This is a genomic window from Pseudoalteromonas undina, from assembly GCF_000238275.3.
In the GTDB taxonomy this organism is placed as follows: domain Bacteria; phylum Pseudomonadota; class Gammaproteobacteria; order Enterobacterales; family Alteromonadaceae; genus Pseudoalteromonas; species Pseudoalteromonas undina.
This window is the reverse complement of sequence record NZ_AHCF03000004.1, coordinates 443,879-469,406: the sequence shown is the minus strand read 5'-3', so window position 1 is coordinate 469,406 and position 25,528 is coordinate 443,879. Positions and strand designations below refer to the sequence as shown.

At 38.8% G+C, this 25,528-nt stretch carries 27 protein-coding genes; 11 read left to right on the top strand and 16 right to left on the bottom strand.

All coding sequences use genetic code 11. From position 1 onward, the window contains the following. Window positions 1-47: 47 nt before the first annotated feature. Window positions 48-470: a hypothetical protein gene (locus tag PUND_RS17000; RefSeq protein ID WP_010389125.1), complete on the bottom strand. Its 423-nt coding sequence runs from the start codon at window positions 468-470 to the stop codon at window positions 48-50. A gap of 104 nt (window positions 471-574) precedes the next feature. Here PUND_RS17000 and PUND_RS16995 point away from each other — a divergent pair, with 104 nt between their 5' ends. The 3 genes from PUND_RS16995 (at window position 575) to PUND_RS16985 (ending at window position 5,225) form a co-directional block, all read left to right on the top strand. Then, window positions 575-733, top strand: a complete 159-nt coding sequence (locus tag PUND_RS16995) for an oxidoreductase-like domain-containing protein (RefSeq protein ID WP_010389126.1) — start codon at window positions 575-577, stop codon at window positions 731-733. Window positions 734-1,067: 334 nt separating this feature from the next. After that, window positions 1,068-3,638 carry a TonB-dependent receptor plug domain-containing protein gene (locus PUND_RS16990; RefSeq protein WP_010389128.1) on the top strand — a complete coding sequence of 857 codons (2,571 nt, stop codon included), beginning with the start codon at window positions 1,068-1,070 and terminating at the stop codon, window positions 3,636-3,638. A gap of 144 nt (window positions 3,639-3,782) precedes the next feature. Next, window positions 3,783-5,225, top strand: a complete 1,443-nt coding sequence (locus PUND_RS16985; RefSeq protein WP_010389129.1) for a tetratricopeptide repeat-containing sulfotransferase family protein — start codon at window positions 3,783-3,785, stop codon at window positions 5,223-5,225. Here PUND_RS16985 and PUND_RS16980 read toward each other — a convergent pair. Continuing rightward, entirely contained in the window at window positions 5,194-6,102 is a 909-nt protein-coding gene (locus PUND_RS16980; RefSeq protein ID WP_010389130.1) for an alpha/beta fold hydrolase, read from the bottom strand. The two genes, PUND_RS16985 and PUND_RS16980, sit on opposite strands and share 32 nt — an antisense overlap. A gap of 129 nt (window positions 6,103-6,231) precedes the next feature. Here PUND_RS16980 and rlmF point away from each other — a divergent pair, with 129 nt between their 5' ends. Both rlmF and ltaE read left to right on the top strand, forming a co-directional pair. After that, window positions 6,232-7,164 carry a 23S rRNA (adenine(1618)-N(6))-methyltransferase RlmF gene (gene rlmF, locus PUND_RS16975; protein ID WP_010389131.1) on the top strand — a complete coding sequence of 311 codons (933 nt, stop codon included), beginning with the start codon at window positions 6,232-6,234 and terminating at the stop codon, window positions 7,162-7,164. 19 nt (window positions 7,165-7,183) lie between these two features. Then, window positions 7,184-8,188, top strand: a complete 1,005-nt coding sequence (gene ltaE / locus PUND_RS16970) for a low-specificity L-threonine aldolase (protein WP_010389132.1) — start codon at window positions 7,184-7,186, stop codon at window positions 8,186-8,188. On the opposite strand, the gene PUND_RS16965 is transcribed toward ltaE, so the two are convergent. The 4 genes from PUND_RS16965 to PUND_RS16950 form a co-directional block, all read right to left on the bottom strand. Then, on the bottom strand, window positions 8,171-8,755 hold the full coding sequence (locus tag PUND_RS16965; RefSeq protein WP_008112278.1) for a thymidine kinase: 585 nt from the start codon (window positions 8,753-8,755) through the stop codon (window positions 8,171-8,173). The two genes, ltaE and PUND_RS16965, sit on opposite strands and share 18 nt — an antisense overlap. 77 nt (window positions 8,756-8,832) lie before the next feature. Beyond that, window positions 8,833-9,300, bottom strand: a complete 468-nt coding sequence (locus PUND_RS16960) for a methylated-DNA--[protein]-cysteine S-methyltransferase (RefSeq protein WP_010389133.1) — start codon at window positions 9,298-9,300, stop codon at window positions 8,833-8,835. After that, entirely contained in the window at window positions 9,297-10,649 is a 1,353-nt protein-coding gene (locus PUND_RS16955) for a DNA-3-methyladenine glycosylase 2 family protein (RefSeq protein WP_010389134.1), read from the bottom strand. Before PUND_RS16955 ends, PUND_RS16960 begins: the two co-directional genes overlap by 4 nt. A 70-nt stretch (window positions 10,650-10,719) precedes the next feature. Further along, window positions 10,720-11,208 carry a GNAT family N-acetyltransferase gene (locus PUND_RS16950; protein WP_010389137.1) on the bottom strand — a complete coding sequence of 163 codons (489 nt, stop codon included), beginning with the start codon at window positions 11,206-11,208 and terminating at the stop codon, window positions 10,720-10,722. A gap of 259 nt (window positions 11,209-11,467) precedes the next feature. On the opposite strand from PUND_RS16950, the gene PUND_RS16945 reads away from it, so the two are divergent. The 4 genes from PUND_RS16945 (at window position 11,468) to bfr (PUND_RS16930) (ending at window position 15,904) form a co-directional block, all read left to right on the top strand. Further along, window positions 11,468-12,328, top strand: a complete 861-nt coding sequence (locus PUND_RS16945) for a cation diffusion facilitator family transporter (RefSeq protein WP_010389139.1) — start codon at window positions 11,468-11,470, stop codon at window positions 12,326-12,328. Between the two features lie 267 nt (window positions 12,329-12,595). Beyond that, window positions 12,596-14,734 carry a TonB-dependent receptor gene (locus PUND_RS16940; RefSeq protein ID WP_010389140.1) on the top strand — a complete coding sequence of 713 codons (2,139 nt, stop codon included), beginning with the start codon at window positions 12,596-12,598 and terminating at the stop codon, window positions 14,732-14,734. A 220-nt stretch (window positions 14,735-14,954) separates the two neighbouring features. Next, window positions 14,955-15,428, top strand: coding sequence for a bacterioferritin (bfr, locus tag PUND_RS16935; protein WP_008466858.1), 474 nt, complete (start codon window positions 14,955-14,957; stop codon window positions 15,426-15,428). Window positions 15,429-15,439: 11 nt separating this feature from the next. Beyond that, window positions 15,440-15,904, top strand: coding sequence for a bacterioferritin (bfr, locus tag PUND_RS16930; protein WP_008112262.1), 465 nt, complete (start codon window positions 15,440-15,442; stop codon window positions 15,902-15,904). Between the two features lie 103 nt (window positions 15,905-16,007). Here the strand turns inward: bfr (PUND_RS16930) and PUND_RS16925 are convergent, their stop codons facing one another. From PUND_RS16925 to PUND_RS16900, 6 genes are all read right to left on the bottom strand, one after another. Next, window positions 16,008-16,202, bottom strand: coding sequence for a (2Fe-2S)-binding protein (locus PUND_RS16925; protein ID WP_010389142.1), 195 nt, complete (start codon window positions 16,200-16,202; stop codon window positions 16,008-16,010). A 376-nt stretch (window positions 16,203-16,578) separates the two neighbouring features. Next, window positions 16,579-17,163: a DUF6988 family protein gene (locus PUND_RS16920; protein ID WP_010389143.1), complete on the bottom strand. Its 585-nt coding sequence runs from the start codon at window positions 17,161-17,163 to the stop codon at window positions 16,579-16,581. A gap of 200 nt (window positions 17,164-17,363) precedes the next feature. Beyond that, window positions 17,364-18,035 (bottom strand): abortive infection system antitoxin AbiGi family protein, encoded by a 672-nt coding sequence (locus PUND_RS16915; protein ID WP_010389144.1) that lies wholly within the window; start codon window positions 18,033-18,035, stop codon window positions 17,364-17,366. 297 nt (window positions 18,036-18,332) lie between these two features. Next, the gene (locus PUND_RS16910) at window positions 18,333-18,542 is read right to left on the bottom strand and encodes a hypothetical protein (RefSeq protein ID WP_010389145.1); all 210 of its coding nucleotides are present in this window, start codon (window positions 18,540-18,542) and stop codon (window positions 18,333-18,335) included. 137 nt (window positions 18,543-18,679) lie between these two features. Beyond that, window positions 18,680-19,486 carry a trypsin-like serine protease gene (locus PUND_RS16905; RefSeq protein WP_010389146.1) on the bottom strand — a complete coding sequence of 269 codons (807 nt, stop codon included), beginning with the start codon at window positions 19,484-19,486 and terminating at the stop codon, window positions 18,680-18,682. 184 nt (window positions 19,487-19,670) lie between these two features. Beyond that, window positions 19,671-20,000, bottom strand: coding sequence for a hypothetical protein (locus tag PUND_RS16900; RefSeq protein WP_010389148.1), 330 nt, complete (start codon window positions 19,998-20,000; stop codon window positions 19,671-19,673). Window positions 20,001-20,597: 597 nt separating this feature from the next. Between PUND_RS16900 and PUND_RS16895 the strand changes: the two genes are divergently transcribed. Further along, the gene (locus tag PUND_RS16895) at window positions 20,598-20,825 is read left to right on the top strand and encodes a hypothetical protein (protein ID WP_010389150.1); all 228 of its coding nucleotides are present in this window, start codon (window positions 20,598-20,600) and stop codon (window positions 20,823-20,825) included. 528 nt (window positions 20,826-21,353) lie between these two features. Here PUND_RS16895 and PUND_RS16890 read toward each other — a convergent pair. The 4 genes from PUND_RS16890 to PUND_RS16875 are packed head-to-tail and all read right to left on the bottom strand — an operon-like array spanning window position 21,354 to window position 24,374. Next, a complete protein-coding gene (locus PUND_RS16890; RefSeq protein WP_010389151.1) occupies window positions 21,354-22,277 on the bottom strand; it encodes a pirin family protein in 924 nt (307 codons plus the stop codon). A 9-nt stretch (window positions 22,278-22,286) separates the two neighbouring features. Then, window positions 22,287-22,844, bottom strand: coding sequence for an NADPH-dependent FMN reductase (locus PUND_RS16885; RefSeq protein WP_010389153.1), 558 nt, complete (start codon window positions 22,842-22,844; stop codon window positions 22,287-22,289). 52 nt (window positions 22,845-22,896) lie between these two features. Next, window positions 22,897-23,523, bottom strand: a complete 627-nt coding sequence (gene ycaC, locus PUND_RS16880) for an isochorismate family cysteine hydrolase YcaC (RefSeq protein ID WP_010389155.1) — start codon at window positions 23,521-23,523, stop codon at window positions 22,897-22,899. 56 nt (window positions 23,524-23,579) lie between these two features. Next, a complete protein-coding gene (locus PUND_RS16875) occupies window positions 23,580-24,374 on the bottom strand; it encodes a pirin family protein (RefSeq protein WP_240539519.1) in 795 nt (264 codons plus the stop codon). A 185-nt stretch (window positions 24,375-24,559) separates the two neighbouring features. Here PUND_RS16875 and PUND_RS16870 point away from each other — a divergent pair, with 185 nt between their 5' ends. Then, window positions 24,560-25,465, top strand: a complete 906-nt coding sequence (locus PUND_RS16870) for a LysR family transcriptional regulator (RefSeq protein WP_010389157.1) — start codon at window positions 24,560-24,562, stop codon at window positions 25,463-25,465. Window positions 25,466-25,528 lie beyond the last annotated feature (63 nt).

The window sequence follows — 25,528 nt, the reverse complement described above, 5'->3', positions numbered from 1 at the left end:
TAACAATAAGCACTATTAAAAGGTATAGCTAATTATGTTCTGCTAGCTTACTTCTTCTTTGAGGGAGTTGAGTCTTGCTGTTGGCTTTGTTGAGCAATCTGTTGATCAATTTCTTTAATAGGCTTATTCATACTAAAAGAACTCGGTAATACATCAACACCCACTAACTGCCCTAGTTTAACAACCAGTGGAATAGTTAATGGTGCAAACGGCAATAACGCAAAAACGCCTAGTCCTAATCCTTTTAATATATCTACAAACTGCTCGTTGGCGCGTTTTAGTTCTGCTTTGTTTGTTTGCCCTTGGGTATAACGCCTATAAGTTATTAGCATTTCTTTGGTTTCTTGCTTTTCCTGAGCAAGGGCTATTTTAAGCGCGACCATAGCACGACGAAAGCGTAGTTGTTGTCGCTTTTTACTTATTTTAGCAACCCGCCAGGGTGCACGATGAATGACTTTATATAATCGCATAGCCTGTATTCTCACACAGCGTTCTAAGTTCACAAAGAATAATTTACACGCTTTATTCAATCATTTATTCTAAGCGTCCTTTTTTCCACTTTTGTAATAAAAAAATGCAAAAAAACATCCCTAGTACTAAACCCGAAAGACCAAAATCTGATGAGTGCTGTGGCGGCGGCAGTTGCTGCCCTTGCGTGTGGGATGAATATAAAGAAAAGCTGGCTGCGTGGAAAAAACACCATGGTGAAAATATCAACAGTAAGTCAATTTAATTCAATAATAGAAAATAACTAAAATAGCTTATTTAGTTAGTAATTATGTATCAATGTCTGTTTTTACCCCCTTTTCTCGCCCTAGTTGTGATTAACTCTGCGTTATTTTTAGATAAACCATTTGTTTCCACTTGTTAAATAGTAGTTAATTAGCCATTGCCCTCTTTAGTTTTTTTATCTATAGTCTATTTCGAGGACTCACAGGAGGTGCGCTTAATTAATTAAGCTTTTAGGAGTGAGTTAGCTATATTTGCTCCCCATTGAATGTGAAATGTCCACAAAAATAAGTCAGTAAATAGACTATACAAATCAATTCTAACTGGGGATATTTAGAATGAAATTAAAAAGCAATGCGCTTCAACAGGCGATCAAATTTGCTCTAGCAACAACAGCCGCAGGCTTGTTTGTTTCTGGTTCAGCAATTGCTCAAGAAGAGCAAACCGAAGTTAAAGTAAACAAAAACGTAGAAAAAATTGCCGTAGTTGGTACCCGCTCTGCGCCTCGCTCTATTGGTGACTCACCTGTTCCTATCGACATTATCGGTGGCGAAGAGCTTAGCAAGTCAGGCAACACAGATATGCTAGAGCTGTTAAAAGGGGCTATTCCTTCTTTAAACGTTCACTCAATGCCAATCAGTGATGCCGCTTCATTAGTACGCCCTGCAAACTTGCGCGGACTTCCTTCTGATAGCACACTAATTTTACTTAACGGTAAACGTCGTCATCGTGCCTCTGTTATTGCCTTTTTAGGTGGTGGTATTAATGATGGTGCTCAAGGTGCCGACATTTCAGTTATTCCAAGTATTGCACTGAAACAAGTAGAAGTACTTCGCGATGGTGCTGCTGCACAATATGGTTCTGATGCGATTGCTGGGGTTTTAAACTTCCAACTTAAAGATGCATCAGAAGGCGGGTCATTCGAAGTTCGTAAAGGCCAATATTACGAAGGAGATGGTGATACAACCCAAATTTCAGGTAATGTGGGCTTACCATTTACCGATAGCGGTTTTGCAAATTTAAGTTTTCAGTACAAAACAGCCGATGCGACCAGCCGTTCTGTACAAAGAGCCGATGCCACAGCACTTGATGCTGCAGGCGTTCCAGACATTGCCCCAATCACCCAAGTATGGGGTGCACCTGAGGTAGATGACGACATCTCTATCTTTGGTAATGTTGGTTTAGAGCTAACTAACGACTCTCAATTTTATATGTTTGGTAACTACTCAGAGCGTGATGTACGCGGTGGTTTTTATTACCGTAACCCGCATACTCGCCCTGGTGCATACTCAAACGATGGTGGCGAAACACTTCTTGTTGGTGACTTAACCGGTGATATGAGCGGTAACTGTCCAACCATTATGATTGATGACAACGTTCTTGATAACCCTGACTACATTAATGGTGTAGCAAACAACCCTGATTGTTTCGCATTTAACGAAATGCTTCCGGGCGGTTTTACACCAAACTTTGGTGGTAATATTACAGATACGTCACTCACTATTGGTACTAAAGGTGAGTTTACTGGCGGCTTTTTAGAAGGCGCTTACTATGATTTAAGCGGTACTGTAGGTTACAACGAATCTCGCTACTTTATATACGACACAATCAATGCTTCATTGGGTCCAGATACTCCGCGTGATTTTAGCCCAGGTAAATATGAACAATTAGAGAAAAACTTTAATTTTGATATTTCAAAGGGTTTTGACTTTGACTTAGCTTACGATGTAAACATTGCCGGTGGTTTAGAGTGGCATGAAGAAACCTTTACCGTAGTAGCAGGCGATGAAGCTTCATTTATTGCCGGCCCATTAACTGATCAAGGTTTTGGTATTGGCTCTAACGGTTTCCCTGGATTTAAACCATCAGATGCAGGCGAATACGACCGTCGCAACTATGCAGCTTACATTGATATTGAAGCGCCATTTACTGAAGAGTTCTTAATGGGCTTAGCGCTTCGCTACGAAGATTACGATACCTTTGGTTCAACCACTAACTATAAGTTAATGGGTCAATACCACATTACTGAAGATCTAAACGTTCGAGGCTCAATTAGCACCGGTTTCCGTGCGCCTACCGTAGGCCAAGCAAATGTTAGTAACGTACAAACTAACTTAAGCAGTGGTGTACTGGTAGATTCAGCATTGTTACCACCTACAAACCCAATTGCTATTCAACTAGGTGGTACTGAACTTGAACCTGAAGAATCGCAAAGCTACACCTTTGGTGCGGTATACACCATTGGCGATTTATTCTTAACAGTTGATTACTACAACATCCAAGTAGATGATCGTATTAGTCAGTCAGATAAAATCGAACTTAGCCAAGCAGATAAAGACACGCTCGAAGCTGCCGGTGTACCTAACGTACAAAACTTAGCGCAAGTTAGTTTCTTTACCAATGACTTTGATACCACTACTCAAGGTGTTGACTTAGTTGCTAACTACTCGGCTGAGTTGTTCAGTGGTAGCTCTACATTCAGCTTAGCTTACAACTGGAATGAAACAGAAGTAACACGCTCAAGTGATATTACCGGAGCATTTAAAGTAAGTCGTCTTGAAAATGACTTACCTAATCACCGTGCAACACTGAGCTGGGCACAACAATGGGAAAGCTTTTCAGCATTTTCTCGTCTTAACTACTTTGGTGAGTACCAAGGCGTTCACGTAGATTATGATGAAACGGCTAAAATGGCTGATGCAGCAGTCACATTAGATGTTGAAGTAACTTACTTCATGAATGACTCAATTAGTTTCTCAGTCGGTGCACAAAACCTACTGGATCAAGAAGCAGAGAAACTTGATTTCACCGTAGCACCAAATAACAACTGGGGTGGTAAGTATTACGAAACATCTCCATACGGAATTAATGGTGGCTTTTACTACGCTAAAGCAACCTATACTTTCTAAAATGTGTTAATGATAATCAAAGGCGAAATGTGTAATGCATTTCGCCTTTTTATTACCCTCTATAAACCCATTTAAAATGACTTTTACACTCGCATTTTTTGTGGCTTTGGGGTTATATTAAATAAAAAGAATATTAGTTGTATTATGCTACTAAAAAAAGCGAATGAGTTATTGTCACAAAACAAGCTTAGAGAAGCTGAGTTTCATTACAAAACGCTATTACAAGCAGAGCCTGACAATGGTGACGCCCTGTTTGGCCTAGGTAAAGTAGCACTGCGTTTAGAACAATTTGATGCCGCTGTGTATATACTACAACGAGCGTGTCAGCACCTCCCTTATGTATTAGAACCTTTGTATGCATTAAGTGATGCATTTAATGCGGTCAACTCCCCTGAGGACGCGCAAAAAGTACTCGAGTACGCAACAAGCATTGCCGCAGACAACCCAGACACCCACTATTATTTAGCTCAGCATTATTTAAATTTTGGCGAGCTTGATAAAGCGCAGGCCACATTTGAGGAGGCATTAAAGCTTGGGATAGCACCGGTTACGGCTTATGTTTTATTTGAATTGGTACAATTAGGGCGCTTTAATAAAGCAAATAATTACATTGATCAGTTACACCATTTTTTAACGCAAACAAATAACCTACGTTTAAAAATGGTCTGCTACTATGCTTTAGCTAAAAGTTACGACAAGTTAGACGATACTGATCAAGCGTTTAACTATTTTGTGATTGCCAATCAGCAACAACACAAACTCAGTGAATTTAATACTGAAGATTTAATTGGGTTTTATGATCAACTTATTGAATATAACAATGAAAGTGTGCTCAATTTAGCAAAACTAAATAAGCAGTATCCTGTCACACCTGTGTTTATTATTGGCATGCCACGAAGCGGCTCAACCCTACTAGAACAAATGTTAGCAGGGCACAGTCAATGGGCAACGCTTGGAGAAGACTCCAGTATTAGTAATAAGGTAGTCGCCTTTTTAGAACATAAAACAGGGTTACGCTACCCTCAATGCTTAACTAAGCTAACAATGCCTTTAATTAACCAAGCCAGAGCTATTTATTTAGATACGTTAAGCTCTTTTGAGGGCAATTGCGCATTTGTTATCAATAAACTGCCTAGCAACTACCAAAACTTAGGGTTAATTTATATTTTATTCCCAGATGCTAAGTTTATAAACCTGACCCGCAACTTTCATGCAACCGCATTTTCAGTGTTTACTAATTACTTTGCTGAAAACGAACCCTATTTTTGTGATTTAAATGAATTTGCTTTGTATCATCAGCTTTATGAAAAACTGATGAGCCATTGGCAGCAATTTAACCGCTTAGCTATTTATAATTTAAGTTACGAGCAGTTAATTGAAAATCCTAAAGATCAATTAACCGCACTATTGAGTTTTACTGGCTGCGAATTTGAACACACTTGTTTAGACTTTTACAAAAACAAAAGCGCCGTTACAACGCTCAGTAAACATGCCATCAGGCAACCTGTAAATAACAAAAGCCTTGATAAGTGGCAGCGTTATGAAGCCCCTTTACTTAGTTTGCTCTCGTTGCCTCAAACCAATTAAGCACATCCATAAACTGTTCTTGGCGTGCCTGAGGGTGAGTAAGCATATTAATATGGTCGTAATCTACTTTGTGCCCAAAGCGGCGGCCATATATTTGCATTTTTTGCACCCCAGTACCTGACTCATCAATAAACTTTTGAATATCGATAGGCTGTGCCAATGCTTTATCTTTTACTGCCGCAATATGTAACGTTGGAGGAAGCGTGAGAGTTGCTAATGTTTTAGCGTAATCAAACCCGTCATCACTGTCTACCCACGGATTTTGCTTCGCCCACTGCATACTTTGATAGTGCGACTTTTGAGTTTCATCATCACTGCCCCACTTTAAGCGTTTTGCCGGTAAATAACCGTGTTTTTTCGCTAAAATTGGTGCCATAAAATACCAAATCAAATTGGCCTGAAATAACTTTTTAGGGTGGTTATTAAATAGCGAACGCTTTGAACCAAAATAGGCACACGCTTTTACATCGTTTATCAGCTCAGGAAAGCGAGCAAACACGCTATTAAGCAACACCCCACCCCAAGAATGAGCAACTAAAAAGTCAGGTTTTTTACTCTCTAACTGTTCAATTTTCTCAATAAATGCCGGAATATCTTCAACAATCGCCTCAGTTTGTCCATACCGTGCTTGCTTACAAATAGCAGGTTTACTTTCACCACGCCCGCGTAAATCAGCTACGTAGCAACAATACCCTTGTTCAGCTAAAAAAGGCGCTAACCCTTTATTGCTATGAGTGTAAAATATTTTGCCATTTTCTACCGCACCATGAATTAATAACACCACAGGCCCACTTGGCTGCTGGTTGGCGATACGGCGCAAATGCAGTGTTTGATGGTCACCTAATTTTATAAAAACAGACTCTTGAGTAACTGCCAAAGCGAATTCCTTATAATTGCTAACAACTCATCCTACCAGTAATAACTGGTAAGCCAAAGGGAAAATTATGCACTTTTTCTGTCTGTATTTGTTACTATTGGCTTTTATTCCTGTTGTTAAAAAAGCCTCATGAAAGCAAAATCAACTCGTTCTAAATTACATCCGCGCAATCAACACAAAAATGGTTACGATTTTAATTTGCTTACCTCGCAAACCCCTTCGTTAACTGCTTTTTTAATTACGACTCCAGCAGGCAATCAAAGTATTGATTTTAGTAATAACTTAGCTGTAAAAACCTTGAATCAGGCGCTATTAAAAAGTCATTACAACATTAACTTTTGGGACATTCCTGAGCATAACTTATGCCCACCTATTCCAGGTAGAGTAGATTATATTCATTACTTAGCTGACTTACTCAGCGAAGATAACCAGCAGGTTATTCCCACTGGCCGACAAATTAAAGTGCTTGATATAGGCACTGGCGCTAACTTAGTTTACCCGCTAACGGGCAATAGCGAATACCAATGGCATTTTACTGGCAGCGACATAGACTCTGCAGCAATAAAAATAGCCAAGCAACTCGCTCAGTTCAATAATCTAAAAATAACGCTTAAACAACAAAAAAATCCCGAGCATATTTTTAAAGGGGTGATTAATGCGAAAGATTTGTATCATTTAACGATGTGTAACCCGCCATTTCACGCCAGTGCAGAAGAAGCCAGTAAAGGCAGTGAACGTAAATGGAAAAACTTAGGCAAAGCGCCTTCGCAAGCACTTAATTTTGGCGGACAAAGTAATGAGCTGTGGTGTGAAGGTGGTGAGTTAGCATTCATTTCTAACATGATCAAAGAAAGCAGGGTTCACAGTGACCAAGTAATTTGGTTTACCTCGTTGGTTTCTAAAAAAGAAACTCTAGCAGCCTTAGAAGCACAGCTAAAACAACAGCCTATTAGTGAATTTAAAATTGTTGAAATGGCACAAGGGCAAAAAGTCAGTCGCTTTATTGCATGGAGCTATTTTGATAAAGCCACCCGAGAACAAATTTGTGAAGAATTAGTATAAAGCCACTTAAGGACACCCCATGATAGATTTTCGCTCAGATACAGTAACAAAACCGTGCAGCAAAATGCGAGATATTATGTATCATGCCCCCGTCGGCGACGACGTTTATGGCGATGATGAAAGTGTAAACCAATTAGAAGCTTATGCTCGATTACGTTTTAATGTGCAAGATGCACTTTTTTGTAGCTCAGGCACACAAACAAATCTGCTTGCATTAATGGCCCATTGTGAACGCGGCGACGAGTATATATGTGGCCAAAATGCTCATAACTACAAGTTTGAAGGCGGTGGCGCTGCCGTTTTAGGCTCTATTCAGCCACAGCCTATTGAAAATGAAGCCGATGGTAGTCTATGTTTTACTAAAATTGCTGCAGCAATTAAACCCGATGATAGCCACTTTGCAAAAACCCGCCTGTTAAGCCTTGAAAACACCATAGGTGGTAAAGTACTCGGTATTGATTATTTACTCAAAGCACGCGAATTTGTTAACCAACATAACTTAGCACTGCATTTAGATGGCGCTCGCGCTTTTAATGCCGCTGCCGAGCTTAACGTTGATATTAAAGAAATAACCCAACATTTTGACTCTGTATCTATTTGCTTATCAAAAGGATTAGGTGCACCTGTTGGTTCATTATTGCTTGGTTCAACAGCATTGATAGCCAAAGCAAGACGCTGGCGAAAAGTGCTTGGCGGCGGTATGCGCCAAGCGGGTATATTAGCTGCTGCGGGGCAATATGCTTTAGAAAATAACACTCAACGTTTAGTCGATGACCACGCTAATGCACATTATTTAGCAAAGCAGTTAAATAACGTGGCAGGTTTTAACGTAAACATGAGTAATACCACAAACATGGTTTACGCTACGTGTGATAACAACATAAACATCACAAAACTAGCAGCCGATTTAAAAGCACAGGACATTGTGTTTAGCCCAAGTAAGCAACTTAGGCTAGTAACCCATTTAGGTATTACCAAAGCGGATATAGATACCTTTATTAAAGCCTTAACGGCCCATATTTAACGCGGCTTTATAATGTTTGCGGCACACCGATTCATAACGGTCGTTGCCGCCAATTTCTACTTGATTGCCATCGGCAATAGCCTCGCCATTTTCATCGGTACGTAATACGTGATTTGCTTTACGCCCACAATGACACACCGTTTTAAGTTCTATTAACTTATCAGCCCAAGCAAGTAAATATTGCGAGCCGCTAAATAACTCACCTCTAAAGTCGTTTCTTAAGCCGTAACACAATACAGGAATACCTAATTCATCGACTACATCGGTTAACTGCATAACTTGATCTTTAGATAAAAACTGACATTCATCCACGAGTACACAATGGCGTTTTTTATCACTATTGAGCGATTTAATTAGCTCGTATACGTCTTTATCCGCATCATAAATATGTGCATCTGCTTGAAGGCCTATACGTGAGGATACTTTGCCCACTCCTGCTCTATCGTCAATGGCTGCGGTGAGGATCACCGGCTCCATACCGCGCTCTTTATAATTAAACGCTGATTGTAATAAAGTGGTTGATTTACCTGCATTCATTGCAGAGTAGTAAAAGTATAATTGCGCCATGGCCGTGCCTTCAAATAAAAAGTGCGCTTATGCTACCCTAAAGTGCAGAGAATACAAATTTGGAAACGCTATTTTATTTATTTTGCTTCGTGCTCTAGTAACCATTGCTTACGCTCTAAGCCACCAGCATAACCAGTTAGCTTTTTATTTGCACCAATGATGCGGTGACACGGCACAATAATACTGATTGGGTTTTTGCCATTTGCAGCCCCCACCGCCCTCACTGCTTTAGAATTATTTAATTGTATGGCAATATCTTTATAGGTTGCCACTTTAGCAAACGGTACGCTTTGTAATGCCTGCCATACGCTTTGCTGAAATGGCGTGCCGCCAGTATCAAGCTCTAAATCAAACTCAGTACGCGTATGAGCAAAGTACTCATTAAGCTGCGCCACACAAGATAAAACATGTGAATTAGTCACCTTATTTAAAGGCGTACTGGTATAACTGGTCGGTGGATAAAACCCCACATAACTAATACCGTTTTCAGTTGCCTGAATAATAATATCGTCAATCGGGCTGGGTAAACTGGTTTGCACTATCATAATTGCTGCCAAAGTTGAAAAGTTAAGTAAGATCGAAATGGTGCACAGTTCGCAGATTCAAACGAGCTTGCTGCCGCTTGGGCTTTTTTAACCCCTAAATCGCCATCAAGTAAAATATCGGGTTGGCTTTGACCGCGCAGTTTTGCGTAATTAACCGTCCAAGGGCCAATTCCTTTTAAAGTAAGCCATTGGTCTAAGTCATCCTCCTTGGGGTGAATAGCACAAAATTCAGCGAGATTATGCAGTGCATTTTTACGTGCCTGCGGCATTTTAAAAAAAGCAAAATCACTACCTGCCACTACTTCAGGTGTTGGAAAGTACACCTTTCCCTCTTGTTGCTCCGAAAGCTGTTGCACTAATTGAGTCACTAAATTATGCGCCGCAGTTACACTCACCTGCTGACCTAACACAGCGCGAATACCCGCTTCAAAGGTTGACCAAATACCCGGTAACCTTAAGCCTTTAGTAAGTGGAAATGCATTATTAATGTGTTCGCTTAAATGCGCCTCAATTAAATAAGTATCTGCATCTAAATCAAGTACACGGCGAATGTTGTTAATAACTGGCTGTAAATATTGCGTATTATCTATATCAATTTGCACCCGAAAATGATGTTTATCTGCAATAAATTCAGCATTAAAGCGGCCTCTACACGATTCATAAGTAAAAGTACGCCCATAACTGGTTGGCGTTAACCACTCTATTGGCTCTATAAGTCGTTTTGCTAAAAACCCATGCAATGCTTGCCAGTTATACGGCGGACGAAAAGGCAAAATTAAGGTGAGCCTAAGATCAGTTGAGTGCTTGGCGGTTCTGAGCGCTGAGGGCGCGATATTAAGTTGTTTTAAAAAAGCATCATTGAATCGTCGCACACTTTTAAAGCCGGAAGCAAACGCTATCTCGGTAAGCGGTAAGCTGGTTTCTTGAATCAATTTTTTTGCAAAATGGCATTGATTAAATAACCGATATTGAGTTACTGAAAGACCAAAATATTGAGAAAAAAGCCGCCTTAAATAGCGACTGCTTATTCCTAAACGCGCAGCAAGTACTTCACAATCACACTCGTGATATTGATCAATTAACTGCTTAGCACGCAATGCAGTGGTTTGTGATCCCAGCCAAGCAGCACTACCTGGTGCGCTATCGGGCCTGCAACGAATACAAGGCCTAAACCCTGCTTGCGCAGCAGAGTGCGCAAACTGATAGTAGGTTACATTTTTTTCATGCGCAGTGGGCGCGGGGCAAATTGGCCGACAATAAATACCTGTGGTTTTTACCGCTACATAAAAAAGCCCATCAAAACGCACATCGCGGCTCTGACGCGCTTTTTGCCAATGCTGATTAACCATAAATTGCTCTTATAAGTTATGTAGCGCTTAGCTTAACAAAAACTAGGTATATTACTGGCCATATTCGGCACTAATCTTTGTTTGCAAAATCAATCAATGCTTGGCCCGTTAAACGATATATAATCCATTCATTCTGTGGCTCAGCGCCCATGCTATTGTAAAAATCAATCGCGGGTTTATTCCAATCAAGCACTACCCACTCAAAGCGACCACAGTCTTTGCTTATTGCTCTGTTTGCCAGCTCTTTCATGATAGCTTTACCGGCACCATTTCCACGGCTATCTGGGCTAACATATAAATCTTCTAAATAGAGACCATTTTTACCTAACCAAGTAGAGTAGTTGTAAAAATACACCGCAAAACCAATTGGTTCATCATCTTGTAAACAAATTAAACTGTGCGCTGTTGCGCCGTCGCAAAACAGTGTATCTAAAATTGCTTGTTCATCTGTTTTAACTGCATCTGGCTCTTTTTCGTAAATGGCAAGCTCATTAATAAAATGCAGAATTGTTTTTGCATCACTTGGCTGTGCATCGCGAATTTCTATTGCTGTGTTCATTGTTATTAACCCTTCAAAACGACTTTTATGCCTATTAAATTTAAAATAAAAAGTGCCTAAATAATTATGATAACTTAAGCCATTAATACATTTACTTATACCCTAGCATATCGTTTTTATATTCAATACGTAACTATCACGGGCTTATTTAAATTTAGCCATTACGATATCTAAAAAACAAATTAAAACAGCGCTTTTATAAATGGTAAAAAGTTGTCATTATGAGTAAAAAGTAAAGCAATAAGGGAGTTTAACTAGAATGGGTCATGGTCACTCACATAGTCACGTTGATGATAACCAAAGTGATAAACAGCTCACCCTTGCCGTATTTATAAATGTTTTACTGACTGCAGTGCAAGTTGTTGGTGGCATATTTTCTGGCAGCCTTTCATTAATTGCCGATGCATTACATAACCTAAGTGATGCGGCTTCTATTTTTATTGCCCTCGTTGCCCGAAAAATTGGCAATAAACAGGCTGATACAACCCATCATTTTGGCTACAAACGCGCAGAGATACTAGCAACCCTTTTTAATAGCACTACGTTAATAGTGATCGGTGGTTATTTAATTTTTGAAGCCATAAATAGTTATTTAAACCCCCAACCTATCAATGGCTGGATCATTGTATGGGTTGCCGCAGTGGCGCTACTCGTTGATTTAGTCACTGCGTTATTAACCTTTAAAGCCGGCGCTAAAAACAACATGAATATAAAGGCGGCGTTTATTCATAATGTGTCTGATGCAATGGCATCAATAGTCGTTATTATTGCCGGAACTTTAATCATTTTATACCAGTGGTATGTCGTTGATTTAATAGCGACTATTTTAATATCACTTTACGTTATTTATCATGGCGTATTATTACTGAAAGCCAGCTGCAGCATTTTAATGCAAGCAGCACCCATTGATTTTGATCAGCAACTTATAAGCAAAAAATTACTACAACAGTTCGCTATTACGCAAATAAAATCAATAAAAGCGTGGCAACTGGACGATACTACCACTCACTGTGAAATTGTGATGCAAACAGATACCCCTATTGAGCTTAATGCCATAAAACACTATTTACATGATGAATTTGCAATTGAACACTGCGTAATTGAGTGTTGTTCACCTTAGTTTGATTATACAAAGTACTTTGTAATTAAAACTGAACACATCTTTATTTTTATGCCTTGTGCAACAAAACGCAGAAGGCCTGCTAACAATAATCAACTGCCGTTACGAACATCTATTTTAACGCAACGTTATATTTGACCCCCTATAGCTTGCAATAGCATACATGCAAATAAAAACAATTATCATTAACCTTGCGTTTACTTTAAATTACTCTTAATATTGCGCCCATCATTAACACAACTAAAACCATTCAAACGAAGGACCCGCATGTTTAAAACATCTCTGAGCTTAATAGCATTAACAGTCAGTGGCGCCAGTATTGCAGACGAATCAACGATCCAAAGAAATTTAAATCAAACAGAAATGGAGCACGTTATTGTTTCGGGTAGTCGTGTTTTTGAAAGTATTGATGAGGTCCCTGCTTCCATAACTATTATTAGTCAAAAGCAAATAGAAGCGCATTTAAAAGTTAATCCAGAATTACAAAGCCTTTTAGCACAAATGGTTCCCGGCCTTGCTCCAGATACTGGAAGCTCAAGTAATTCAGGACAAACTTTACGCGGGCGTGCCCCACTGATCATGATTGATGGCGTGCCACAGTCAACGCCACTGCGTAACGGATCATTAGGGGTAAAAACCTTAGATCCAAGCGCAATAGGTCGAATAGAAGTCATTAAAGGGGCAACGTCAATTTATGGTAACGGCGCATCAGGCGGAATTATTAACTATATTACCAAACAAGCACAAAGCGATGGCCAAACCCAAGGTGAAATAAGCTTATCGAGTCGTTTTAGTGCGGTAAAACTTGAAGAAAGCGCAGGCGCAAGGTTATCTGCAGCATTGAATGGTCGTGCAGATAAATTTAGCTACTTAGTAACTGCAAGCTATGAAGAAAACGGTGTACAACGCGATTCGCAAGGCGATATTCTCGGTTTACAATATGGTTTATCTGATGCCGTTACACAAAATTACTTCACTAAGCTTGGCTATGACTTTGATGATGAAAAGCAACTCCAATTTAGTTATAACTACTTCAGTTCACAACAAAAAACCGACTTAGGCGATGTTGTTGGTGATATGAGCCTAGGAGAAAAAACCTACGCCATTCATGTGCCGTCAGAATTACAAAAGCAAGGTAAACCACAAGGGCCAGAAGGCAACGAAAATATAACCTTAAAATACACCGACTACGCACTGCTTGAAAACACACAAATGACGTTAGACCTCTATACGCAAGATATAGAAAATGTGTTTTTCTTCTCTCCAAACCTTGCCAATCCTGATGAGAATTATCAAGGTGGTCAATCAGTTATAAGTTCAGAAAAAAAAGGCGCCAGAGCAACTTTTAATACCCAGGTGGACTTTGACTCAGTTGAAGCGTCATTTATTTACGGAATTGATGCGTTAAATGATGTAACTGCACAACCGCTGGTTGATGGGCGTGTTTGGGTGCCAGAAATGGACATGAAAAGTGTCGCGGGCTTTTTACAAACTAAGTGGGTTATTGCTAATGACTTAATAATAAAGGCCGGTGTACGCAAAGAAAATATCGACCTTAGCGTAGATGATTATCGCACGCTTAAATTATGTAAAACGGCCACGCAATGCTCTGTGCCAATTAGCGTAAAAGGCGACACGGTTGATTACAATGCTACGACCTATAACGTGGGCATTAAATACAATCTAGATGAAAAATTCAGCCCCTTTTTAAACTACTCACAGGGATCTGATATATCAGATATTGGCCGCCTACTTCGCTCTGCCACAGTAAATGATATAGGCCTTATTCAAACACAAGCTTCAATTATCGATAATTATGAAATTGGTTTTAATTCTCAATTTGATGCAGTTCGTTTAGAAGTCGCAGCATATCGAAGCACCTCTGAGCTTGGTACTACAAACAAATTTAATGAAGTAACCGGTGTTTATGAACCGGTTAGAGCACCTCAAGAAATTTGGGGTTATGAAGCCTTAGTAGACTACACCATAAGCCCATCTCTTAAATTACTGGCAACTTATAGTTATGTAGAAGGTAAAAATACTGAAGCAGATATATATTTAGGCTCTAAGCAAATCAGTCCACCAAAAGCCACAGCAAACCTTAACTGGCAGCCTACGGATACCCTGTCACTAACATTAAGTTACTTGTATGTGGGTGATAGAAAGCGCTTTGAGCCTAATGATAATGGTAAATATGTTGGCGATCAGGGACCTGTCGATAACTACACTGTGTTTAATTTAAGTGGTCAGTATCAGTTTGCAGATAGTTGGCAAGGTTTTATCGGGGTAGAAAACTTATTTAACCAAGACTACTTCCCAGCCCGTGCGCAATCTTACACCTATGGCGGATACAACATTAAAGGTTTAGGTACCACGGCCACAGTAGGTGTTACTTATCAATTTTAATCACTTACGCGTTCATACTTTTACGGTATGAACGCGCTTATACCCTCAACTAACTTGCTGATCTAAAATACAAATAACAACCTGTCCATTTATCAACCAGCAATGCAAACTTAAACGAGAATCAAACTCAATATTAACCATATGATTTATAAGTAAATTACTTGCAATTCTGTGCCTATATACTAGACTAGCCACAATTAGAATTTTTAGGATAAGCGCTATGAAAGGTAATCAAAAAGTAATCGACGCCTTCAATACATTGTTAGCTAACGAATTAGCTGCTATTGACCAGTATTTTATTCATTCTCGTATGTACGACGATTGGGGCTTAAACAAACTTTATGAGCGTCTTAACCATGAAATGGAAGAAGAAAAAGACCACGCTGACTGGCTAATCAAGCGTATTCTTTTTTTAGAAGGCGTACCAAACATGACCAAACGTCGTGACCTGTTAATTGGTAACGATGTAAAAAGCATGATGCAAAACGACTTAACCTTAGAACTTGAAGTGGTTGAGTGTGTTAAAGAGGTTATTGCTATCTGTGAACAACAGCAAGATTATCAATCTCGTGAAATTTTAGAAAAGCTATTATTTGATACCGAAGAAGATCACGTCTACTGGTTAGAGCAACAACTGGGTCTGATTGACAAAATTGGCACTCAAAACTATCACCAAGCTCAAATGGGCGAATAAGGACTTATATTATGAAAGGCGATAAAGACGTTATTGCAGCACTAAATAAAGTACTTGCTAATGAGCTTGTGGGTATTAACCAATACTTTTTACATGCACGCATGTTTAAAGATTTTGGTTTTAGTAAACTAGACAAAGCTGATTACAAAGTATCGATACAAAAAATGAAAAACGCCGACCGTTTAATTGAGCGTATTTTATTTTTAGAAGGCCTACCGAACCTTCAAGATTTAGGACGTTTACGTATAGGCGAAAACAGCGAAGAAATGATTGCTGCTAACATGAGCTTTGAACTTGATACAGTAGACGAGCTTCGTGCCGCCATTAAACTCGCTGAGAGTAAAAAAGATTACATTAGCCGTGAAGCGCTCGACAACATTTTAAATGAGCAAGAAGAACAAATTGATTGGCTAGAAACACAGCAACTACTGATCAAAAATACTGGGCTTGAAAACTACTTACAATCGCAACTGTAAGTAAAGTTATAAATACAAAAAGCAGCTAAGGCTGCTTTTTTTATGTTTAATTTTTAAATGTTAAACCAATTCGTTTAGATAGGGGCAATTACATAAATTACTATTAAGCCACTTGATCGGTTATATCTGCAATTTGAATCAGTTTACGATTGAGGATCTTTTTAGTACAGCAACAACACTTACCGCACTGGCTGCCCACTTTAAGCTCTTTAGTTAGCTCGCGCATGGTAGTAGCACCATCGTCGATGGTTTGCTCAATTTTTTTATCGGTCACACCGTGACAAAGACAAACATACATGAATACAAACAACTCTCAATTTCATTTAGTAGGTTTATATTAATCTAAACGAAAATAGTTATCAATTGGTTTTTGATCAAAAATTAAATTTTTTGCATTTTTTGGCCAGCGCCACTTAAATTGAGAATTCGCGGCAAGTTGAGAATTGTTTGAATTTCATTCGAAGTATGGCACTTAAATTGAGATTTATTAACTAAAGTCTGACCTTGAATTTAAATAGGTTTAGATTTAGGTAAATAGTTGAATGATTGAAAATTCATTACATTAAGGTTTTAAAAACCTTAATGTGTAAATGCGGAATTTATGGGGGGATTTCCGGTTTGTGCCATGAGCGGACTGTCGTAACCTTAGACTCTTGTTATAAGCCTTAACCACATTACGTCATACTAAAGGTGTCTTTATACTTTTCGATAATAATTAGACAAGCCTCCTGAGCATCACAATCACCTGACATTTCTACAACTTCACTAAACGACAGTAATGCATAATTATTAGAAAACCGAAGCATCTGCTGAATAAATTCATCATCAAAGTTACTCACTATTTCGGTACCATTAATTCTTCTCGATAGCTGAGCTGCTCCTGAGTGAGTAAGGCTATTTAAATTAGGCCAATAACTTTCCTTAGCTTTTTTTATTCCATTTTTATTTTTGTTTTCTAGTGCATTTACTAATTTATAGAAGTCTTTATTGAATTTATCATTTTTTAGTTTCTCGAAATCAGACTCAGTAGCGAACTCAGCAAACCACAGACCCTTAATATAGGCTTCAAAAACACAACGAATTAAACTCGATGCTGAGCTATATAATTGATTGTCACACAGCACAATAATACTTCGGTGATGCTCTATCACTAACGAATGAAATAACCATGGAAATAAAATTTCGTCATCGCGCTTTACCGTTAATCCAGCTAAAGATTTATTAATATCCTTTGATAGCTGAAGTGAATACTCTAACATGCTCAATATGAATCCTTAGGCTTATAACGAGACTGTAGAATAACTCCAACAGCCAAATTCAATTAAAAACGAGTTCCTGTAATTAACTCTAAGCGTTTTAAAGTATTAGGTAATCCACTTGGAACCCATAAAAGAGGCTGTTTCTCTTGAAAAAGAGTAATTCTACAGCCTCAACGCCCGACTTAAGTTGATTGTTATATTTATGATTTCCAAGAACTTATTTTTATCTGTCTTTCATCCATGCCAAACGTAGAGATTAGTTCTTCTTTTTCAGCTAAAGTATTTGTATATATACACTCGATATCCTCTTCTGAAAAACTTAGAGGGTGAGGTAATAATTGCTTATTGTATTTTTGTTCATTTGCTTTATATGTCGAATAGTTCTCTGAAATAGGCCTGTTTCCTATCTGCTTTTTGCTTGGAACAAACCTCCATTCATTTTCACTTTTGAAACAGAAGTTTTCGTCCCCATTCCAACTGTTGTAACCTGTTTCGTGTTTAGTAAAGCACTTCATCTGAATTATTGGTAATCGTAACTCATCTGGCAATGTATCCATGTTTTGCCGAGCTCGCAGCAGGCTAACAAGCCCTTTTGCTGCTGGAGAATTTTTCTCAACATACAATACTGGCCCAATTCCAAGTTTTCTAGCCCAGTCTTTTTTTAATGCAATTCCATAACGACCGTATGTAATAGTTTTATGTTCTAAATCGTTGTCGTTAAATTCGCTAAATGAAACCATCGGATGTGCCGCATTTGACACTATTCTACCCTCTTTATCACCTATGGATTCGCAGCAATATTTCAGTCTAAAAGATTTTGAATTAATAATAGAGCTGAGGAACTCAAACTTTTTTGTAAAGTGAATGATCATTGAATACCTAATCTACAAAATAAATATAACTGTTTTATCTGAGGACAATTTACCTATTTTAGAGTGAAAATATCCTTATTTTATGAACTTATATTAATAGCAAATACTGTAAGTTATTACTAGCTATAAATATTATGCTACTGTCGCTTATTTAAACATGTGGAAAAGGGGAAAGTTTCTTTTTATTATTACTAAGTCAATGACGACTCACCTGAATGACCATTTATCACCCTTTGGTAATTTAGCTTGGTGCTATAAGGAACTATCAGAGTTTTACCTTGCTACTAGAGCTTTTTGTTAAAGTTTTCCATTATTGATAAACATAGTTTCACATGTCCATTTGATATCTTGTTTATTAGCCTGAACTTTATTATCAGTAAATTGTTTAGCCATTTCTTTTTTACAAGAGTTCATAAACGTAGACTTTTCGTAAGTTAATCCAAGATAAATAGCGACAGAAATTGATGTTATGCCAAAAATCAAAATGGCTAATAAATATGGTTTCATTTAAAATCCTTATCACAATATAAAGTGGTAACAACGGGTTTGATTATCAAAAGGGAAACCTTGACTCCATATCTAACAATTTTTAACTGACCGGTTCTCGCTCTAAGTCGAACTTAATTACAGTTTCAAAACAGGCGTTAATTGACCGTTTTTAGTTCGTCAGCTATGACATCCTTAATCCAATCACTATAATTGGAGATTCTCACTTGATATGCAGTTGTACCATATAACCCACCCTTAAAGTCAGAAATATCGCCATGCGCCAGTTGCCAACTTGAAAGCCCTACAAGAAAGGGCTTACCACCTTGATAAATGACAGAGGCTCCACCACTATCACCTGAACCGTGCATCCCCTCTAGAGGTAATCCATTAGTTGGCTTATCGAACTTGAATGTCAGCCAATTAGTTTCTGCATTTTCAATAATATTTTGGAAGTGATTCAGCTGTTTCAAAGATTTAGTATCAGACTCTTCGCCAATAAGCCCATTACCTGTAGCACCTTTACCAAAAACTGTAACTGTTTTGCCTTGTTCTTTTATATTTGTGTAAAGAGCAATCGGTAATACATCGTTCACAGGTGAAGATAATTTAATTAATGCAATATCACTTCTTGCTTTAAAAAAGCTCATTAAAGGCGCTAAATTTCCTTTCAACAAAATTTCGCTAGGCTTTTCAAATTCAGGATGTATGTACACTTTTTTAATTTGATATGTATTTGATCCAATCCTTAAACTTTTACCAATATAATTATAAAAAATGGTATGTGCGACAGTTACAACCCAACTCGGGTTGATTAAAGCGCCATGTCCCTCATGGGGCATATCTACTAAGAAGTCAGGAGCTTCTTTCAACACATAATTCTCAGGGGGAATATCATGCCTTTTCACAACAGCGAGACAACTAATAGAAAAGACAAACAGAAAAATGAAAAAACAAGTTTTCATAGTGCGCCCATGTTTTTTATGAATGCTTTACAAGCTACCTTGTAAGCTAGTAGAAAACAACTGATTAGACCGTCTGCAATTCGCTCTTAGCCGAAGTTGGGCTCAGTGCCATGAGCGGACAGTGATAACGCCGCAAGGAACTGCAGCGTACTTGCGCTGTTTTTTAGCAAATAAGGCAACAGTGTTAGTCGTCCGATTGACTTGCATGTTGCATGTTGCTAGTTGCTAATTTGGTGATGTATTCACCTGCAGACTTATAACTAATTCCAGTTGTATTATATAAACCATATACTGCACCATACCCACTAAAGAATTCACCAATATCAGATAAGGGTCCACCTTTATAACCATGTATTTTTAAATAGTCTGTACACGCATCTGACCACCTTTCAATCCATGTAGATGGAAAATCATAACCATCTTCATCCGATACAATTCCGAATTCATTTAAGTGATCAACTACTTTCTTAACCAACTCAATGTCCCAATTAGTTAAATGATCTAAAGTACTCATAATATTCCTTGTAAGCTAACAGCTTATAAAACAACAAAACAGCGTATATTACATACCATGATAATTTCACCAATAATTACCTTTATAAACAAGTAATTAAAAGAGCTAGAAATTAAGCATGTTATTTTGCCCCAAAACGGCGTTTAATAATGTTATTGGACAAAATTAGATTTCTACTCAAAACACAGAAATAAATTTAACTTTTTCAGTGTCCGGTTATCGCTCTTAGCCGAAGTTCGTCTTAATGCCAAAAGCGGACTATGGTACTAACTCGTTTATGCCCCTTGTCGCGTTAAGCCTATTACTTACTCATAGCTTGTTAAGCTGACTTTGCCCTACTCAAAGTTATCCGAGCGAGTTGATAAATCATCATTCTTGCTATTAGGTGGCATTTTGCCCCCCCCTTCACATGGCCTAACTAGTTAATTGAACCAAAAGGAAAAAGATTACTACATTATGGCAGAATGTAAGACTATGATTTATGTCTAACAAGGGTTCTATGGAGTAACGGCTTGAAAATAAGAAAACAGCCCATATATTAAATTTGCGTACAAACTGTGTATATGTCCTTTTTTCAATGTAACAAGGAGTTTGATAATGACGATTTCCATTGATTGTCCAAATGAAGATTGTGGTGCGGCTTTCTCAGTTAATACTGATGATTTTGAGAGCCAATCTGAAAGTTCTGGTAACCATACCACTCAATATCTAGAAACTGGTTCGGTTAACTGCCCTGAGTGTGAAACTGAAGCTAATGTAGAAGTTCTGTCTGATATTCTAAATGATACTGGTGAGGTATTGTCACAGGAAGTTAGAGTATCGTAAACCAATATTGCCTCCATGCTATCGAACTTGAAAGGTAAACCAAATACAAGCGTTTATAGTTCCAAGATACTTTTTCTAATCTGGTAGAAACGGTTTAGATTTATAAACCTAAACCGTTTCTGTCCAGAAACGAGTTTATCGACCGTCAGCTTCTCGCTCAAATAAGCCAGCGAAAAGTTGCTCATATAGCTATCTAGGTTAACGCTTTCAAAAACAGAATATATTTCGATAACTACCTTTGAAGCACTAGAAACGGAAGTTTACTCCCGTTTTGTACTTTAAGATTATAAGACGGTGTCTAGCGAAAGCTGGGAAGTCCACACTGTCGAACTTCGCAATTGTGAAGCGGACTGTTGTACTGACTCTTTCTGCCCCAAAACGTGTTTAGGCGAATGCCTCAGGGCGTGAAGCGGACACAGAAATGATCATTAACAAAAAAGAATCAACCTGTTGAAAAATATAAAAACAATAAGGTAGCCGGAATATTTCCGGCATTTTAATTGAATTTTTAAAGCGGATTTATTCCGGTTATTTAGCAAGGGCTGGGTAAGGAATAAATTCATCAGAATCTCCCTCTATTAAAGGGAACTCTCTGTTAATCCATTGCTGTTTAGCAAGTTCAACTCTGTCTTTCTTACTCGATACAAAGTTCCAGTCTATATAACGTTTACCCAAGTTATCACCACCAATTAGGGCTATCTGTGTGTCTTTTTTCGCTTCAATAGTGACATGCTCAGCTGACTCTAATACCACCATAGTATGTTCTGGTACGCTTGTATCTCTTAAGTTAACTTCACCAGAAACAACGTAGACACCTCGTTCATTTACATTTGGTAGTTCAAGTGACTGTCCTGCTTTTAATTGCGCTTCAATATAAAGTGTAGGACTAAAAGTTTTAACCGGAGAAATAAGTCCGTAGGCTTCGCCTATCATGACCCTAATGGCAACGCCATTGACCTCAATCGTTGGCAAATCGCTTGCCTGATAATGATAAAAAGCGGGCTGGGTTTCTTCATCTTTTTCAGGTAGCGCTAACCAAAGTTGCAAACCATGCACTGAATGTGGTCTATTCTTAACATCTTGGGATTCTCGCTCAGAATGAACCATGCCGGAGCCTGTTACCATCAAGTTTAAATCACTGGGGCGTATTGTCTGTTTACTCCCTATGGAATCTCTATGTAGTATTTCGCCATCGAATAAGTAGGTGACGGTAGCAATATTTATATGTGGATGTGGCCTTACATCTATACCTTGACCTGCTGGGAAGGTGGCAGGCCCCATATGGTCAAAGAAAATAAAAGGGCCAATACTTTTAAGTGCTTGATTGGGGAGTGTTCGTCTTACACAAAAACCACCTAAATCTTTGTCTTTTGGTTGTATTAACTGTTTAACTGCACCGCAACCTAGCATTATATCGCAAGGAATTTCGGCTGTTTGATTTTGGTTACTCATCTTATTCTCCTAGCTTTTTAATTTATGACTCCAAGATAGTAAGGAATCTACCAGCTGTTTTATGAAGTCACGCGTTAACTCGTCAGTTAATTCGCCTTTATCGTTAAACTTTTCGTGTGCACCAGCAATCATCACTTCCGGTTTATTTACAAAGTGTACGTCCAAATAAATCATAATTTGTCTTAAATGGTATTGCGCTCTGGCACCACCTAATATACTCATACTAGCACTCATCATTGCTGCGGGTTTGCCAGCAAAAGGTTGTGGTTGTTGCCTAGAAAGCCAATCGATAGCATTTTTTAAAACACCCGGAACTGAGTAGTTATATTCTGGTGTAGCAAAAAGTATAGCGTCTGCATTAGTAACTTTTTGAGCTAGCGCTATGACTTCTTGTGGGGCATTAGCACCATCTTGCTCTTGATTGTAGAGAGGAAGGTTACTGATATCTAAGATTTCCAATGAGCAATTTTCAGGCAACAGGTGAGATGCCGCCTTAATAGCGGCCGTATTATAAGAAGATGTACGTAAACTTCCTGAAAAAGCGACTATGTGAGTATCGGTAGACATTTTATTTTCTCCGTAGATAAGAAAAGGCGTGCAAAGGCACGCCTGATAAAGTTTATTGTTCCGGTTGGAAAGTAATGTAGCTATTGATTAAATTTCGGTAATCAGGGATATGATTTGAGAATAAGTTGCCAAGTCCTTCGACATCATTGCGCCAATCACGGTGAAGCTCACAGGCCAAGCCAAACCATGTCATCAATTGTGCACCAGCTGACGACATACGGTCCCAAGCGGCATCTCTGGTCATTGCATTAAACGTACCTGAAGCATCGGTAACGACGAATACGTCAAAACCTTCTTCAAGTGCAGAAAGTACTGGAAATGCGACACACACTTCTGTTACCACACCCGCAACAATGAGTTGTTTTTTACCTGTCGCTTTAATCGCTGCAACAAAGTCATCATTATCCCATGCGTTTATTTGACCCGGACGAGCTATATAAGGCGAGTCAGGAAACATTTCTTTCAGCTCCGGCACTAATGGTCCATTTGGCCCTTGTTCAAAACTTGTCGTTAATATTGTTGGTAGTTCAAAGTATTTAGCACAATCTGCAAGGGCTAAAACGTTATTTTTAAATTTATCAGGATCTATATCTCTCACTAAAGATAACAAACCTGTTTGATGATCGACCAAGAGAACTGCTGCATCATTTTTATCTAAACGAACATAAGGTTTAGTCATTTTTCTTTCTCCTACATGTTAAGTGCACATTGCACAGTGTTGCATTTAGAGAACTTCTAAATGCGCTCTAAGTTACCGAATTTCCCCGATTGGAAATCGGTGATTGCTTGGTTTATCTCTGTCTGACTGGTCATTACAAAAGGACCATAGCCCACAATCGGTTCATCGATAGGCTCGCCTGCGAGAATAAGCAGTTTGCTATCGTCAAGGGCTTCTATTGCTAATCCTTCACCAGACTGAGATAAAATGACTGTTTGGTCTTTAGATACCAATTGTTGATTCACTTTTAACTGGCCTTGACGCGCGATAACCATTACTGACCAACCATCTTGTATTGGTAACTGATAGCGACCTGATGCTTTAATATCACCATCGACAACTAAAATAGGAGTGTAAGTAGATGTAGGCCCCTTAGTTCCTGCCAGCTCTCCCGCGATAATACGTAGATAACCTCTGTTATCCGGTAATGTTAGCGATGGTATTTGGGCTGAAGTAATCTCTTGATATTTAGGTGCCGCCATCTTGTCTCGCTTGGGAAGGTTGACCCATAGTTGCATCATTTCCAGCATGCCCCCTTTTTCAGCAAAAGCATGAGAATGAAACTCTTCATGCAAGATACCGCTAGCGGCTGTCATCCATTGAACATCACCGGGCCCAATCACACCTTGCTGCCCCGTTGAATCTTTATGTGCAACTTCACCTTGATATACGAGGGTGACAGTTTCAAAGCCACGATGCGGATGTTCGCCAACACCACGTAAATGCTCTGATGGCGAGAATTTCATTGGTCCAGCATAATCAAGTAATAGAAAAGGACTGACTGATTTGCCTTGCCCTTGATATGAAAACAAGGTTTTTGCTGGGAAACCATCCCCGACCCAGTGCGGGTGTGGAGCTGAGAAAATGCTGTGAATTTTTTTCATCTTTTGGCTCTGAAAATTAAATATGATTATTAGAGTAGTTGATGATCTAATTCTTGTGTAGATATAAAAAATGGGTATGATAGTTCTATTTATGGAACGATGATTGAAGCCATATGTACGATCTTAATGATTTCTATTATTTTGTGAAAACTGTTGAACATGGAGGTTTTGCTCCTGCTGGCCGAGCATTAGGTATTCCGAAATCAAAACTCAGTCGTCGCATAGCTTCATTGGAAGAAAAATTAGGTGTTACACTGATATATCGTTCTACTCGGCAATTTAAGGTAACCGAAATAGGCATGACTTTTTTATCACATTGCAAAGCAATGTTGGTAGAAGCTGATGCAGCGAAAGACTCGATAGAAGTCACTCATGTAGAGCCTTGTGGAACAATAAAATTATCGTGCCCGATAGCTTTATTACATGTGCATATCGGTCAGGTTCTAGCGGATTTTATGGAAAAATACCCTAAAGTTGCTATTCAGCTTGAAGCCACCAATCGTCGTGTTGACCTTATAGCAGAAGGTGTCGATGTCGCAATTCGTGTTAGACCAGCACCACTAGAAAATAGTGAGCTTATTTTAAAAGTATTATCTGAGCGAGGTATATGTTTAGTGGCAAGCCCTGAACTTGTTAATAAGCATGGTATGCCGAGAAACCCTCAAGACCTATCTACTTGGCCGAGTCTGGGGTTAGGCCAACCACAGAATCATTATAATTGGACCCTCTATGGGCCAAATAATGAGGAAGCCATCATTCCTCATACGCCACGATATGTAACAACAGACATGATTGCTTTACGAAAAGCCGCATTGAAAAGTGTTGGTATTGTGCAACTACCGTCATTAATGGTTACAAATGAATTAAAAGAAGGTTCGCTCGTTCATTTGTTGCCTAGCTGGCAGCCTAAACGAGATATAATTCACCTTGTTTATCCTTCTCGAAGAGGTTTATTACCTGCCGTACGCGCATTGGTCGACTTTATTGCTGATTATTATCAATCATTTGAAGAGGAATAACTTGTTAAGCAGAAGGAAACCTCTATGTTAGATGATGATGCTGTTTCTTGTCGGTTTAGAACT